12 protein-coding genes and 3 pseudogenes are annotated in these 14979 nt (G+C 60.3%); 6 read left to right on the forward strand and 9 right to left on the reverse strand.

Going from position 1 to position 14979, the window contains the following annotated elements:
* Nucleotides 1-6: 6 nt before the first annotated feature.
* From ACZZZ4_RS11055 to ACZZZ4_RS11065, 3 genes and pseudogenes are all read right to left on the reverse strand, one after another.
* Nucleotides 7-282: a phosphopantetheine-binding protein gene (locus tag ACZZZ4_RS11055; RefSeq protein WP_039756723.1), complete on the reverse strand. Its 276-nt coding sequence runs from the start codon at nucleotides 280-282 to the stop codon at nucleotides 7-9.
* Nucleotides 260-1072 carry a lysophospholipid acyltransferase family protein gene (locus tag ACZZZ4_RS11060; protein WP_129998238.1) on the reverse strand — a complete coding sequence of 271 codons (813 nt, stop codon included), beginning with the start codon at nucleotides 1070-1072 and terminating at the stop codon, nucleotides 260-262. Before ACZZZ4_RS11060 ends, ACZZZ4_RS11055 begins: the two co-directional genes overlap by 23 nt.
* A pseudogene (locus ACZZZ4_RS11065) lies at nucleotides 1048-1772 on the reverse strand (beta-ketoacyl synthase chain length factor). The gene ACZZZ4_RS11060 and the pseudogene ACZZZ4_RS11065 overlap by 25 nt, the downstream one beginning before the upstream one ends.
* A 357-nt stretch (nucleotides 1773-2129) precedes the next feature.
* Between ACZZZ4_RS11065 and ACZZZ4_RS11070 the strand changes: the two are divergent.
* Nucleotides 2130-2900: a ParA family protein gene (locus ACZZZ4_RS11070; protein WP_024011296.1), complete on the forward strand. Its 771-nt coding sequence runs from the start codon at nucleotides 2130-2132 to the stop codon at nucleotides 2898-2900.
* Between the two features lie 128 nt (nucleotides 2901-3028).
* On the opposite strand, the gene trxC is transcribed toward ACZZZ4_RS11070, so the two are convergent.
* A complete protein-coding gene (trxC, locus tag ACZZZ4_RS11075; RefSeq protein WP_129998237.1) occupies nucleotides 3029-3463 on the reverse strand; it encodes a thioredoxin TrxC in 435 nt (144 codons plus the stop codon).
* A gap of 236 nt (nucleotides 3464-3699) precedes the next feature.
* Here trxC and mazE point away from each other — a divergent pair, with 236 nt between their 5' ends.
* Together mazE and mazF are read left to right on the forward strand one after the other, a co-directional pair.
* Nucleotides 3700-3969 carry a type II toxin-antitoxin system antitoxin MazE gene (gene mazE, locus ACZZZ4_RS11080; RefSeq protein WP_008077592.1) on the forward strand — a complete coding sequence of 90 codons (270 nt, stop codon included), beginning with the start codon at nucleotides 3700-3702 and terminating at the stop codon, nucleotides 3967-3969.
* Nucleotides 3969-4331, forward strand: coding sequence for a type II toxin-antitoxin system toxin MazF (gene mazF, locus ACZZZ4_RS11085; RefSeq protein WP_041477600.1), 363 nt, complete (start codon nucleotides 3969-3971; stop codon nucleotides 4329-4331). Before mazE ends, mazF begins: the two co-directional genes overlap by 1 nt.
* 5 nt (nucleotides 4332-4336) lie before the next feature.
* Here the strand turns inward: mazF and selO are convergent, their stop codons facing one another.
* The 5 genes and pseudogenes from selO to ACZZZ4_RS11110 form a co-directional block, all read right to left on the reverse strand.
* The gene (selO, locus tag ACZZZ4_RS11090; protein WP_415763848.1) at nucleotides 4337-5800 is read right to left on the reverse strand and encodes a protein adenylyltransferase SelO; all 1464 of its coding nucleotides are present in this window, start codon (nucleotides 5798-5800) and stop codon (nucleotides 4337-4339) included.
* A 48-nt stretch (nucleotides 5801-5848) separates the two neighbouring features.
* A complete protein-coding gene (mscK, locus tag ACZZZ4_RS11095) occupies nucleotides 5849-9202 on the reverse strand; it encodes a mechanosensitive channel MscK (protein WP_434767481.1) in 3354 nt (1117 codons plus the stop codon).
* A 34-nt stretch (nucleotides 9203-9236) separates the two neighbouring features.
* Nucleotides 9237-10979 (reverse strand): potassium/proton antiporter, encoded by a 1743-nt coding sequence (locus tag ACZZZ4_RS11100; RefSeq protein WP_024011302.1) that lies wholly within the window; start codon nucleotides 10977-10979, stop codon nucleotides 9237-9239.
* A 293-nt stretch (nucleotides 10980-11272) separates the two neighbouring features.
* Nucleotides 11273-12145: a methyl-accepting chemotaxis protein gene (locus ACZZZ4_RS11105; RefSeq protein WP_370695130.1), complete on the reverse strand. Its 873-nt coding sequence runs from the start codon at nucleotides 12143-12145 to the stop codon at nucleotides 11273-11275.
* Nucleotides 12146-12175: 30 nt separating this feature from the next.
* Nucleotides 12176-12898 (reverse strand): annotated as a pseudogene (locus tag ACZZZ4_RS11110) (MCP four helix bundle domain-containing protein); the annotation flags it as partial.
* Between the two features lie 277 nt (nucleotides 12899-13175).
* Between ACZZZ4_RS11110 and ACZZZ4_RS11115 the strand changes: the two are divergent.
* From ACZZZ4_RS11115 to ACZZZ4_RS11125, 3 genes and pseudogenes are all read left to right on the forward strand, one after another.
* Nucleotides 13176-13406, forward strand: a complete 231-nt coding sequence (locus tag ACZZZ4_RS11115; protein WP_016772015.1) for a hypothetical protein — start codon at nucleotides 13176-13178, stop codon at nucleotides 13404-13406.
* Nucleotides 13403-13705, forward strand: coding sequence for a cell division protein ZapA (locus ACZZZ4_RS11120; RefSeq protein ID WP_039756738.1), 303 nt, complete (start codon nucleotides 13403-13405; stop codon nucleotides 13703-13705). Before ACZZZ4_RS11115 ends, ACZZZ4_RS11120 begins: the two co-directional genes overlap by 4 nt.
* Nucleotides 13706-13849: 144 nt before the next feature.
* Nucleotides 13850-14875: pseudogene (locus ACZZZ4_RS11125) on the forward strand (cache domain-containing protein); the annotation flags it as partial.
* Between the last annotated feature and the right edge of the window lie 104 nt (nucleotides 14876-14979).

The following is a 14979-nucleotide window of genomic DNA, read 5'->3' on the forward strand; positions in this document are numbered from 1 at the left end:
CCGGTCTCAAGCTGCCTGTTTTGCCGTGACGAACGCCGCAAGGCTGGCCACGTTGGTGAAATGGTTACGAGTGTCTTTGGCATCGGCGTCGATCTTGATGCCGTATTTTTTCTGGATCGCCAGGCCCAGTTCCAGCGCGTCCACGGAATCCAGGCCGAGGCCTTCGCCGAAGAGTGTCTGCTCGTCGCCGATGTCTTCGGGGCTGATGTCTTCCAGGCCCAAGGCGTCGATGATCAGCAGTTTGATGTCACGCACCAGGCTAGCGGTGTTCAGTTCGCTCATCTGCGGCGAGCTCCTTAATGAAATAGTCATGCAAATAATCGTTGAGCTTGCGCGAGGCCTGCGGTGCGGGGCCTTGCGCGGCGAAGGTCTGTGGGTCTATATCGGCCCCCACGCGAAAACTGAAGTGCACGCGGCGATGGGGGATGCGATACCACGGCTCGGCTTTGGTCAGGGTGGTCGGGCTGACCTTGATGATCACCGGGGTAACGATTTTCGCACCGCGCAGGGCAATCGCCGCCGCCCCCCGATGAAAGGCCGGCGCCTGCCCCGGCTGGGTGCGCGTGCCTTCGGGGAAAATGATCAGGGTCTGGCCGTCCTGCAACGACTGTGCGGCGGCGTCGAGCATGTCCATGCTGCCGTCGTTGCTGATGTACTCGGTGCGGCGCAGCGGGCCACGGGTGAATGGGTTTTCCCAAAGGGTTTTCTTCACCACGCAGTTGGCGTGGCGCACCAGACCGATGAGGAAAACCACGTCGATCAGCGACGGGTGGTTGGCGATGATCATCTGTCCCGGCCGGCCAAGGCGTTCGGCGCCCTCGATGTCGTAGGTGAGCACGCCAGTGCGGGCCATGAACCGCACGAAAAACCAGAACAATCGGCTGACCGTGCGCCGGGCGCGCAGGCGATGTTCAAGTGCATCACCGGGCAGGCAACCGAGCACCGGAAATACCAGCACGCGCAGACACAGCCCGCCGAGCCCGAACAAAGCGAAGCTCGCAGCAGTGGCCAGCAGGCGCCAGTAGTAGGCGTCGCGGTATTTGGCGGTCACGGGTTGCGATGCCAGGTCCATACACGATTCTTCCACGCATGTTGGCAGTCAGGTTGCTGGCCGAGCAGGGTTCGCAGCAGGTTCAGCGCGTGGGGCCAGTGCACTTTGGACTCGGGTTTTGGGCTGCTGCTCAGGGTCAGCCGCCAGTCGGTACCGGGCGTGAGCAATAAACCCAGCGCGTAAGGGAATGGCACGTCATCGACCCACTGCGAATACGCCTCGGGCGGTTGTTCTTCGGTGATCACCAGCAGCACCGCCGGGGCACCTTCTTCGAGCAGTGCGGCAGCTTCAAGCATGCCGTGCTCCAGACCGTCGCCAGCGGCGGCGAGGGCGGTCATTTCGCTGGTTTCACCGCGCATGATCGACCACAAACCGATGATCGCGTTATGCACCGAAAGGCTGAATTGGGTCGGCGACAAGGGCTGTTCGGTGGCCAGGTCGCGGAGAATTTCAAACGTGCGGGGGTTTCGCCGTGCCGGGAAACGAACACCAGCGGCAGATGGTCCCGTCCGTCGGCCAGCGGCCAGCCAACACTGAACGCCATCCGCGCCAGGCGGCTGAGGCGACGGCGTTGCATGGCCGGCAGAAACGACACATCGGGCGCGGCATCACTGCTCTGCAGCACGACCGGTTGTCGGCTCCAGGCCTGCCAGGCGTCCACGCTGTCGAGCCCCGAGGCCCACGCGCGCCATTGGGCGATGTTGAAGTTGATCACGGACATTCATCCCGCCCCTGCGGGCTTTCGTTGACGCGTTGAGTCGCCAGCGCCGCAGCAGGCCTGGCTTGGCGCAGGGCGCCGGGTGGCGCGCATTATCCCGGTGCGACGGGTGTGTAGCAAATGTTGGTTACATTTTGCTCAACAAAATGTACCGAGCGGTTCGCTGGAGTGGCTATCACTTGGCCATTATCCATATTCCCCGGGGTCAGTCTGTCAGGTGTCTCTGTGACGGCTGGCGGTTTTTTCCATGCGTGGGCGCCGATATTTACACCTGGCGGCGTAGTCCATGTCGGTGAAGGTAGCGAAGCGCGGCCACCGCCAACTACACTCGGTCATTCTTTGATACACGGAGGTTTGGTCATGCGGCGCGTGGTGTTCAATCAGAAAGGTGGCGTGGGCAAATCGAGCATTGCCTGCAATCTGGCGGCGGTCAGCGCCAGCGAGGGTTATCGCACGTTGTTGGTCGACCTCGATGCTCAGGCCAATTCCACTCAGTATCTGACCGGGCTCACCGGCGATGACATTCCGATGGGCATCGCCGATTTCTTCAAACAGACACTGTCGTCCGGGCCGTTCTCGAAAAAGAATCAGGCGGACATCTACGAAACTCCGTTCGACAACCTGCACATCATTACCGCCACCGCCGAGCTGGCCGACCTACAGCCCAAGCTAGAGGCGAAACACAAGATCAACAAGCTGCGTAAGTTGCTCGATGAGCTATCGGAAGACTACGACCGGATCTATCTCGATACCCCGCCAGCACTGAATTTTTACGCGGTATCGGCGCTGATTGCGGCGGATCGCGTGCTGATTCCCTTCGACTGCGACAGCTTTTCCCGTCAGGCCCTGTACGGACTGATCGCCGAGATCGAAGAGTTGAAGGATGACCACAACGAAGGGTTGGAAGTCGAAGGCATCGTGGTCAATCAGTTTCAGGCGCGGGCCAGCCTGCCACAGCAGATGCTCGATGAGTTGATTGCCGAAGGCTTGCCGGTATTGCCGGTGTACCTGAGCAGTTCGGTGCGCATGCGCGAGTCGCACCAGGCCAGCATGCCGCTGATCCACCTCGACCCACGGCACAAACTGACGCAGCAGTTTGTGGAACTGCACAATCTGCTGGAAGACCACTGATCCCTCGAAGAATTCTTAATCCCTGTGGGAGCTGGCTTGCCAGCGATGAGGGCGGCAGACTCTGCATCTTTCGTGACTGATCGATCGCAATCGCTGGCAAGCCAGCTCCCACAGGTTTCTGTGTTGGGTCAGATGCCTTGGCTACGCAGCCACGCCATCAACTGCGGCAATGGCAACGCACCGCTCTGCCGCGCCACTTCCCTGCCGTTTCTAAACAGAATCAGACTTGGAATCGAGCGAATCCCCAACTGCGCCGACAACTGCTGGTTCGCCTCGCTGTCGAGCTTGGCCAGCCGACACTTGCCCGCCAACTGCGCCGCAGCCTGTTCGAACACCGGCGCGAACGACTTGCACGGCCCGCACCAGTCCGCCCAGACATCCACCAGTAACGGCAGATCGCCCTTGATCTGACTGGCGTAATCGCCTTGCTTGAGCTCGAACGGTTTGCTCAACAGCACCGCAGACTTGCAGCGCCCGCATTTGGGCTGGTCAGCCAGGCGCTCGGCGGGGATGCGGTTGAGGCCGTTGCAGGTGGGGCAGGGGATGAGGAGTGGGGTGGTCATGATTGGTTCTCTGATAGGCAGTCTATAGAACTGATTTGAAGTCGGTCTGCCAACTTATCAATGTCGCAACTGCTCACATTTTTCTCAAAACAGTTCCGGGATCGATGGCTAGTCTGAAGACCAATTCGGCGTTTTACGCTTGTCGTGAGGAGATCGCTTTGTCTTTATATGAGTGCTACTTTTGTTGCACTAATCCAGGAATCGATGATTCCTATGCATCAAATCGGAGCGACATAATGTCCGTAACTTCCAAGATACGCCGCCAAGGCGGCGCTGCCGTCATTACGATTCCGCCCACGCTTTTAAAGTTGTTGCATCTGGAGGTTGGCGCACAGCTAGAGCTGAATGTGGTCGATGGCGAACTGATTGCTCGTCCAGCCGTAGCCGCTACGCGTAAGCGTTATAGTTTGTCAGAGCTACTCGAAGGCGCAGAAGAATTGCAGAAACTTAACGCCCAGACTAGCGAGACCCTTGAAGGTGATTCTGTCGGCCGGGAGCTGGGTTGATGGTGCGCCGACAGCCCCCTCAGCGGGGTGACGTTTACTGGATTGATCCAAACCCAGTGGCGGGGCGGGAGATGATGAACAGACATCGCTTTGTGGTGATCACGCCCAGAGAGATCAACGCATTGGGCGTGAGCATGACGGTGCCTGTTACTAGCGGTGGGAATTTCAGCCGGAATATGGGTTTGGCGGTCGCCATTACTGGCCACGAAACCAATGGTGTAGCGGTGTGTAATCAGGTTCGCAGTTTTGACATAGAACAACGGGTACGAGACGGCACGGCCAAATTCATCGAGCGACTGGATGACGTGACAATGTCTGACATCGTCGACCGTGTAATCAGTGCAATCGACCCGCTAAGCTGAAGCGCCTACGAAGAACAACTGATCTCCAAATGCTTGCCCCACTCCGGTGGCCGCTCGGCATAACCTTCCATTCCCGGCTGTTCCTCAAACGGCTTGCTCAACACCGCATGCAGCCGGCGCACCTCGGAATAATCGCCTTGCTCAGCCGCATCGATGGCTTTTTGCGCCAGGTAATTGCGCAGGATGTACAGCGGATTGACCGCATGCATCCGCGCGCGGCGTTGTGCCTGATCGGCATTGCCGTCGCGAGTCACCCGGGCGACGTAGCGTTCGCCCCAGGCATCGAAACCTTTGATATCGACAAAATCGTCGCGCAGGCGGGCGATGGCCTGTTCGGCTGACTCTTCACCGAGGCGGCGGAAGAACAGCGTGTAGTCGACGCCGCTGTTCTGCATCAGTTGCAGCAGGTTTTCCAGCAGTTGCTGATCGTCGTCCTCGGCGGTGGTGAAGCCGAAGCGGCGGCGCATCAGGTCGAGGTAATGCGCCTGGAACAGCGGCAGGTACAAGCCGAGGGTTTCCCGCAGCGCTTCGACGCTGATGAACGGCGTCAGTGCCTGTGCGAGAGCGCTGAGGTTCCACTGGCCGACCGGCACCTGATTGCTGAACGAGTAGCGGCCCTGATCATCGGAGTGATTGCAGATGAAATGTGCGTCGAAGTCATCGAGGAAGGCGAACGGGCCGAAGTCGAAGGTTATGCCGAGGATCGACATGTTGTCGGTGTTCATCACGCCGTGGCAGAAGCCATAAGCCTGCCACTTGGCGATCAGCTCGGCGTTGCGCTCAACGATTTCGCGAAACATCGCCAGATACGGTTCCGGTTGTTCGAGGCATTCGGGGAAGTGCATCGCCAGCACATGCTCGCCGAGCTGTTTCTGCTGCTCGGGGCGCTTGGTGTAGTAGAAATATTCGAAGTGGCCGAAGCGGATGTGGCTCGGCGCCAGACGCAGCACCATCGCCGCGCGTTCCTGCTTTTCCCGCCAGACCGGGGTATCGGAGCCAATCACGCAGGCGGCCCGCGAAGACGGGATGTTCAGCGCGTACAGCGCTTCGGAAGCCAGAAATTCGCGAATCGATGAGCGCAGCACCGCGCGGCCATCGCCCATGCGTGAAAACGGCGTCTGCCCGGCGCCCTTGAGGTGCAAGTCCCAGTGCTCGCCGGCGTTGTTGTAGACCTCGCCCAGCAGCAGGCCGCGACCGTCACCCAGTTGCGGGGTGTAGCCGCCGAACTGATGGCCGGAATACACCATCGCCCGTGGCTCGGCATCGGCCCACAATTTGTGGCCGCCGAACAGTTGCGCGAATTCTTCGGTGTCGGCGCTGGCCGCATCGAGATCGAGCAAGGCCAGAGCGGCCGGGCTGGCGACCACCAGGCGCGGATTGTCGATCGGCTCGGGCAGCACGTGCGCGGAGAACGCGTCGCCCAGACGGGCAAAGCGGTTGTCGAAAGTCAGTTCGTCGAGGGCTTTCACGGGCCGGCTCCAGCAGAATGTCCGAGCATTCTGCTGGGACCATGTCGGTTAGTCGAGTTTGCTCGGTGGCGGTTCCGGCAACGGTTTCTGCCCGTCGACGACCGGCACGATGGTTTTGTTCTCCGGCTCCACAGGCACCATCTTGTATTCCTGACCGTGCAGGTTCTTCAGATAAACCTCCATCTGCCGGAACGAGATGTTGATGTGCTGCTTCTTGAACTCTCGGTTGATGAAGCGGTTGACCTCATCCAGCACCGGGTTGCGGTCACCGAGATCGCGCACATGCATGCGCAGTTCGTGATCGAGGGTGCTTTCGCCGAAGTTGAGAAAATACACGTGCGGCTCTGGTTCTTTGAGCACACGCGGGTTCTCCCGAGCTGCTTTGAGCAGCAGTTCCTTGACCAGGTCCAGGTCCGAGCCGTAGTCCACACCGAGTTTCAGCGTGACGCGGGTGATGGTGTCGGTCAGCGACCAGTTGATCAGTTGCCCGGTGATGAACGTCTTGTTCGGGACAATGATGTCCTTGCGGTCAAAATCGGTGATGGTCGTGGCGCGGATGCGGATCTTGCTTACCGTGCCCGACAGGTTGCCGATGGTGATGGTGTCGCCGATCCGCACCGGGCGTTCGAAGAGAATCATGATGCCGGAGATGAAGTTGGCGAAGATCTCCTGCATACCGAAACCAAGGCCCACCGACAGCGCCGCCACCAGCCACTGCAACTTGTCCCAACTGACGCCGAGGGTCGACAGGGTGGTGACGAAACCGACGCCGGCAATCACGTAGGACAGCAGCGTGGTTGTCGCATAAGCGCTGCCCTGCGCCAGATTGAGCTTGGACAGCACGAACACTTCGAGCAGGCCGGGCAAGTTGCGCGCCAGAGCGAAAGTGATGCCGATGATGATCAGCGCGCCGAGCATGTCGCCGATGCTGATCGGCACCATGCTCATGTTGGCGCCGGTGCCGCTGGTGTATTCGTAGAGGGTGATGTTGTCCAGATACGAGAACACCGAAATCAGGTCCGACCAGACCCAGTACAGCGCCGCGATGAAGCCGCCGAGCAGGGCCAGGCGGATCAGGCGCAGGGACTGTTCGTTGACCTTTTCGATATCCAGCGTCGGCTCTTCGATCACCGCTTCGCCGTCGCCGGCCTCTTTCGCCGCCTGCCGTTTCGCCAGCGCGCGCTGGTAAGCCAGGCGCCGCGCGGCAACGCTCAGGCCCCGGACGAAAGTGGCCTCGATCACCAGCCAGAACATCAGCAGGTACAGGGTGTTGATCAAGCGGTCGCTGAGTTTCAGCGCGGTGTAGTAGTAGCCGAAGCACACCGCGACAAACAGGGCGATCGGCAGCAGAGTGAACATCACCCCGACGGCTTTGCGGAACAGCGAAGCGTTCTGGTGCGTCGGGCTGCTGATCAGCAGGCGACTGAGCAGCCAGGCCATCAAGGCGTAACAGGTCAGCACCACCGGCATGCCGAGCACGTCATCGGCCAGCGCCGCCGGTTGCAACTCGGCGACGGCCACCACGGCCACCAGCGCCATTACTACCAGGCCGAGTCGACGCACCCAGCCCTGAAGGAACTCGACCTGTGGCTTTTCCCAGCGGAAGTGCAATTCCGCCACGCCACCGGGCGCGAGAATCCGGTACGCGGTGTAGAACACCAGCCAGGCCTGCCCCATCTGCAGCAGCGCCGCGCCCATATTGGCGTTCTGCCCGCGCGCGTCGATCTGCAAGGCCAGACCGCACAGCGCCAGACCCAGCGCCACCGGCATCGCCAACAGAATATTGATCAGAATCGCCTGCGGCGTGTGCCACTGGCTGTCGCGCTTGAAGTGGCCGATGTCCTGGTGAACCTTGTTGAGTCGTCCGTACAGGGCCTTGCGTCGCCACAACAGGGCGCCGATCAGCAGCGCCAATGGCAGGAACAACAATGGCCGCTGGGTCAGGCCGTCAGTCAGCTCGCTCAGGCTCGACGCCCACGGCAAGGTGTTGACCTGCCGCTCAAGGCGCTCGGGCACGCCGCGCATCCATTCCACATCGAGCGGCTTGTTGCTGGGGATCCAGAACATCTGTTCGTCGAGGGTCGCGCGCAGGCTTTGCGCGGTGCTCAGCAATTGTTTCTGGTTGAGTTGCAGGGTGATCGATTCATTGAGCATCGCGCTCAACTCGCGGTTCAGCCGCTCAAGCAGATCAGCGCGGGTGTTGGCCAGATCGAGCAGGCTTTTGCGCAATTGCGGCGTGACCTGCTCCGGCGGCTGCGTGGCCAGCAAATTGTCGACGTAGGTCGCCGGACTGCTCAGCAGCTCGCGTTGCTGGCTGACATCGAACTGATACAGGCGAATATCGGCAATCTGGTCGGCGAGGTCGCGGTCGACCTTCAAGTGCGGCAGCGCCTGCTTCTGTTTATAGAGAATTTTCGATAGCAGCAGGCTGCCCTTGAGCACACTGATCTGCTCATCCAGTGCCGAATCGCTCTGGGTCAGGGTATCGAGTTGCTGTTTGGTCTGCAGGTTCTGCTGCGTGACTTCGTTGAGACGGTCGGTGCTCTTGAGCAAGTAATCGGAAAGCTTGAGGTTGGTCGCGCTCTCACTCGCCAGCAGGCTGCTGCCGCCGGCCTTCTGCGCTTCGATCGATTGCTGGGTGACGGTTTCCTGCGACTGCGCCAAACGCTTCTGATTGATCAGGGTTTGCAATTCCTGGATCTCGCGGTCGAGCCGATCGGATTTCTCCGAAAGCAAGTCGTGCTGAGCGTTGCCCAGATCCTGCAACTGGGTGTTGCCGGCCAGTTCCTGGCGGCGCAGCGGAATCAGTGCATTGAGTGCGGCGAGTTCGGCGTTCAACTGGTCGCGCTGTTCGGCGGTGACCGTTTTGCCCGTGTCCTTGCCGGATTTGAGGATGGTGTTGATCTGCTGGATGCGCGTCTGGCTGGCGGAAATCTCCGCCTGAGCGCGCTCGGGGCGAGTCTGCGCGGTGATGATCAGGCTGTTGGCTTCGGCCAGGGCTTTCTGCAGATCGCTTTGCTGGGTCGAGCGATCGGTGAGGATCTGCTCCAGTTGCTGGATCGACTCTTTCGGAAAACGCTGCGCGACCGGCACTGGTGCGGTGGCCTTGAGGCGGCTGAGTTCGCGGGTGTTCTCGATCGTCTGCTTCGGCGCGTTGGCCAGCTGACGCTTGAGATCGATCAGCTTCTGCTCGTAATCACGCTGGTTGTTCAGCTGATTCAGGGTGTTCTGCAGGACGGTCTGCAGGGTCTTCTTGTCGGCGTCCGGCAGTTTGCTGTCGGCCAGCTTGTCGAGGCTGGCCTGCACGGCATCGCTGGACGGTGGTTCGGCAGCATGCAGCGGGCCGACGACAAGACTGAGGCCCAGCAGGGCCGCGGCGAAAAAGGAGCGCAGGGTAGGCATAGAGACCGGTCAAGCAAGTGAGAGTGGAGGCAGTTTAGAGGAAGAGTCCGGGGCCCGGGCGACTTCCTTCGGGGAATCTGACGCCCACTTTGCCGATCTTGTTCCCGTCCATGACCGCCACCGTCCAGTGGGTGTTGTTCCATTCCACCTGGTCACCGACGATGGGGGCACCCCCGACTTTTTGCGCAATGAACGCGCCCAAAGTCATGTCCGGATCGATGCCTTCGGCCGGTAAGCCATACAACGCTGCAACCGCTTTAAGCTGGGCGTCTCCTTCAAGCACGAAGTCGCCGAAGAAACGCAGATCGAGGCCACGTTGCGGCGCCTGGCTGAACAGTTTGCCGAGGGCCGGCAGGTTGTGTTCATGGCCAATAACACACAGTAAATCATCGACTTCCAGCACCGTACTACCCGACGGATGGAGCAGTTGCTGGCCACGAAACAGGGCGGCGATGCGTGTGCCTTCGGGCATTTTCAGCTCACGCAGGGGCGAACCGATGCACCATTTCTCCGCGCCGAGCTTGTAAACGAACAGCTCCCACTCGCTGGTCACATGCACTTCCAGTGCCGCCCGGGATATCGGCGCGGGTTCTGGCGGAACGGTCACCTTGAGCAATTTGGCCACCCACGGCAGGCTCGTACCCTGCACCAGCAGCGACACCAGCACGATGAAGAACGCCAGATTGAAATACAGCTGCGCTTGCGGCAGGCCGGCCATCAGCGGGAACACCGCGAGAATGATCGGCACCGCGCCGCGCAGGCCGACCCAGGAAATAAAGGCCTTTTCACGACCGTGGAAGGCTTTGAACGGCAGCAAGCCGACCATCACTGACAGCGGCCGCGCGAACAGGATCATCCACAGCGCCAGACCGAGGGCGGGCAGGGCGATCGGCAGTAGATCGTGGGGCGTGACCAGCAGGCCCAGCACCAGGAACATGCCGATCTGCGCCAGCCACGCCATGCCGTCGAGCATGTGCAGAATGCCGTGGCGGCTGCGCACCGGGCGGTTGCCGATGACCAGACCGCACAGGTACACGGCAAGGAAGCCACTGCCGTGCAAGGCGTTGGTCAGCGCAAACACCACCAGCCCGCCAGCGATGATCAGGATCGGATACAGCCCGGCGGCAAGATTGATGCGGTTGACCAATTGCAGCATCACCCAACCGCCGCCCAGACCGATCACGCCACCGATGCCGAATTCGCGGATCAAGTGGGTCAGCAGACTCCAGTGCAGGCCGGTCTCGCCGCTGGCGAGCATGTCGATCAGGGTCACGGTGAGAAACACCGCCATCGGGTCGTTGCTGCCGGATTCGATTTCCAGGCTGGCGCTGACCCGTTCGTTGAGGCCTTTACCGCCGAGCAACGAGAACACCGCAGCGGCATCGGTTGAACCGACAATGGCACCGATCAGCAGACCCTGAATCAGATTGAGGTCGAACAGCCACGCAGCGGCCATGCCGGTCAGCCCGGTGGTGATCAAGACGCCGACCGTGGCCAGCGACAGCGCCGGCCATAACGCCACGCGGAAACTCGATACCCGCGTGCGCAAACCGCCGTCGAGCAGGATCACCGCCAGGGCGAGGTTGCCGACCAGATAGGCCGTCGGGTAGTTGTCGAAAATGATCCCGCCACCATCGACCCCGGCCGCCATGCCGACCGCGAGAATGATGACCAGAATCGGAATGCCGAGACGTGAAGAAAGCGAGCTGACCAGAATGCTTGCGCCTACCAGCAACGCGCCGATCAAGAACAGGCTGTTGATGGTCGTCGCATTCAAAGGCAGTACTCCAGAAGCGTAAAGACGAGGCACAAACTGACCATGCAGTCTGCGTGCCAGCGATTCTAACCTGTTGAAATGTGATGCTGTCAAAAAGCTTTTGTGCAGAATCGCCTTGCAGATGCGGCGAGTGATGACTGTGGCGAGGGGATTCATCCCCGTTCGGCGGCGCAGCCGTCGTAAAACCGTTGTACGCGGGTCCTCAGGTGGAACCGCATACGCTGTTTTGGGGCGGCTTCGCCACCCAACGGGGATAAATCCCCTCACCACAGGGGAAGTTCCAGCGAAGTGTGTTACAGGCTGAACCGCCCAACCATGTTGTTCAGATCCAGCGCCAAGCGCGACAGCTCATTGCTCGCCGCGCTGGTCTGATTCGCCCCGGTCGCCGATTGCACCGACAGATCACGGATGTTGACCAGGTTGCGATCGACTTCACGCGCTACCTGCGCCTGCTCTTCGGCGGCGCTGGCGATGACCAGGTTGCGCTCGTTGATCTCAACGATGGCGCTGTTGATGGTGTCCAGCGACATCCCCGCGCCACGGGCGATGTTCAGCGTCGATTCGGCGCGTTCGGTGCTGTTGCGCATTGAATCCACGGCGTGTTCGGTGCCGCTCTGGATGCTGCCGATCATGCGCTCGATTTCGCTGGTCGACTGCTGGGTGCGATGGGCCAGTGCGCGCACTTCGTCCGCCACAACGGCAAAACCACGACCGGCCTCACCGGCACGAGCCGCTTCGATCGCTGCGTTCAAGGCCAGCAGGTTGGTCTGATCGGCGAGGCCACGAATCACGTCGAGCACCTTGCCGATGTCGCGGGATTCATTGGCCAGATCGCCGATCAGGGACGCGGTGCTTTGCACATCGGCGCTCATGCGTTCGATGGCGCTGACGGTTTCCTGCACCAGATCACGACCGTCGCCCGCCGAAGTGGTGGCGTTCTTCGAGGCTTCCGAAGTGCTGACCGCGTTGCGCGCGACTTCCTCGACGGCGCTGGTCATCTCATTGACCGCAGTGGCCGCCTGCTCGATTTCATTGTTCTGCTGGGTCAGGCCGCGAGCACTTTCGTCGGTGACGCTGTTCAGCTCTTCCGCAGCAGAAGCAAGCTGTGTGGCCGAACCGGAGATGCGCTGCAGGGTGTCGCGCAGCTTCGATTGCATCTTCGCCATGGCCGCCAGCAGGCGCCCGGCTTCATCTTCGCCATCGACATGGATCGGCTGGGTCAGGTTGCCTTCGGCGATGGTTTCCGCCGCTTCGAGTGCCTTGGAAATCGGCTTGGTGATGCTAGTGGTCAATAACCAGGCGAACAGCAACGTCAGGCCGCTGGCAATCACCAACAGGGTGACGACCAGGTTGAACGACATTGAATACTGGTCACTGGCACCTTGATTGGTCTCGGCGATCTGCTGGGTGTTGATCTCCAGCAAGCGCGCCAGCGCGGTATTCACCGCTTCCGAATTGCTCAGCAAATCGCTGTTGAGCATCTGCCGCAACTCGTCGACCTGATTGTTGCGCGACAGGGTTTTCATGCGCTCTTCAAGCTGACGGTACTGCGCCAGCAATTGCACGTACTGATCGTACGCCGCACGTTCCTGCGGGCCTTCGATCAGTGGCTCATAGGCGCGTTGCGCATCGGCGATCTGGCGGTTGCGCAGGTCGAACAGCTCGATGGTTTTCTGCTGCACGTCGGGTTCGCGGTTGATCAGCAGGCGGTAAGAAAGCACGCGCAGGCGCAGGGTCAGTTGAGTGAACTCATCGAGGGCCTTGATCGATGGCACGCTGGCGGTGGCGATGTCTTCGCCGGCCGCGCGGATCTTGCTCATCTGGTTCAGCGCAAACACGCCGAGGATCAACATCAGGCCGCCGATCAGGGCGAAACCAGTAAACGCCCGTGGGGCGATATTCATATTGCGAAGGGACATGGGCGGATACCGAAAAGGGCCGCATCCATGCGGGCTGAGACTGCTGTATGGGTGACTTATCGGTCATACGACTAAAGTCTTGAGGTGGTGTGCGTATTTGTCGCAGACAGGCTTGAGCGACGAAGTGCAGGAACCAGATCGACCAATCACAGTCTTTTAAACTCGCGAGAAGCTTCGCCACCCAGGAAAATCAAGGCCTTGCGCCGGTTTAACCCTGGCATCCGTGGTGACTTTTCTTTATCGTACGCGCCCTTTGAAAAACGCTTGGAAGATCAAAATGTTGGAAGCATCCCTCAGCCAATTGGAACAGCTCGTCAGCGACCTGGTGCAACAGAACCAGACCCTGCTGCAGACCAACCAGACCCTGTCCACGGAACTGGCCCAGGCCAAGGATGAAAACGAAAACCTGCAACTGAACCTGATGGAGCAGGAAGAAAAACACGGCGCCACCGCCGCGCGCATCCAGGCGCTGGTTGATCGCGTCAATGCCGGTCCTGTCAGCGCATGAACCACGGCACAGCAGGGGTAAAAGTCATCTCCATTCTCGGCGAGGACTATTCGATCAAGGCACCGGCCGGGGAAGAACAGACCCTGCTGGACGCGGCGATGATGCTCAAGGCAGCGCTGGAAGACACCAAGCGCAAATACCCGACGCTGATCGGTGACCGTTTGCTGGTGCTGGCAGCGATGAATCTGTGCTCGCAGCAGATCGAAATGAAGAAGCAGCACAAAGAAGAACTCGAGCGTTATCAAGAGCAAGTCAGCGCCACGGTCGAGACGATTGCCAAGACCATCAGTCAGGGCTGATGAGGTTGCGCACAACCAGGGAATAGATTGTCGGTTGGGATGTATACAATCGGCACGGCTGTTGCAGTGTTTCGGCCACTTATTCCTTGGGGGTGCTCCATGCAGTGGTGGCGACGCAGTATTCAGTGGCAGTTGATTATTGGCATGGGCGCGGCCCTGCTGATCAGCATCGTGATTGTGGTTGGCATTTATACCTTGGTGGTCAACCGCCTCGCCCAGAGCTATCTGGTCGAACAAGCGCTGCCGTCGAGCATCGAAGCGACGCGCAACGACATCGAACGGATCCTCGTACAACCGCTCACCGCCGCCAAAGACATCGCCAGCAACAGCATGGTGCGTGACTGGCTGGCATCCGGCGAAGGCAGCAGCAAAACCGCGCTCTTCGCAGAGTATCTGGAAGGCATCCGCGCTGAACACAAAGCGTTTACCGCGCTGATCATCGGCACTGAATCCAACCACTACATCACCGAAAAAGGCCTGGACCGCACCCTCAGCCGTTCAAAACCGGCCGATGCGTGGTTCTATTCCTTTCTCGACAGCAATCAGCCGCGCACCCTCAATATCGACAACGACGGCGCCACTGGCGAGCTGGCCCTGTTCATCGATTTGAAGGTCGAGCAGGCCGGTAAAGTCGTCGGTGTCGCCGGGCTCGGGCTGAGCATGAAAGAGCTGTCGGAGCTGATTCACAACTTCAGCTTCGGCGAGCGCGGCAAGGTCTATCTCGTGCGTTCCGACGGTCTGATTCAGGTCCATCCTGAGGCGCAGTTCAGCGGCAAACGCACCTTGACCGAGCAGATCGGTGCCAATGCGGCACAAGCGCTGATGGGGCACAAGGATGCGGTCAACAGCAGCTTCCAGCGCGACGGTGAAGACTTCCTCGCCTTCAGCCTGCCCCTGCGCGATCTCGGCTGGACGCTGGTGGCCGAAGTGCCGCAGTCGCAGATCTACGCCGAAGCGCGCAAAGCGATGTGGATGAGTGGCGGCATCGGTCTGGTGGTGGCGTTGGTTTGCCTGGCGCTTGTGGTGTGGCTGGCGCAGGGGCTGGTGCGACCGATTCGACAAGTAACACGGGCGCTGGTGGCCATCGGTAGCGGTGGTGGAGATTTGACTCACCGGTTAGATTCCAGTCGTGCCGATGAGCTCGGCGACCTGGCTCGCGGCTTCAACCGTTTCCTCGACAGCCAGCGCGCGATGATCGGCGAAGTGCTGACCACCAGCGAGCGCTTGCGCACGGCCGTGGGCCAAGTGGCGAAGGTGGTAGACAACACCGCCGA

This window comes from Pseudomonas sp. AC252 (genome assembly GCF_979258105.1).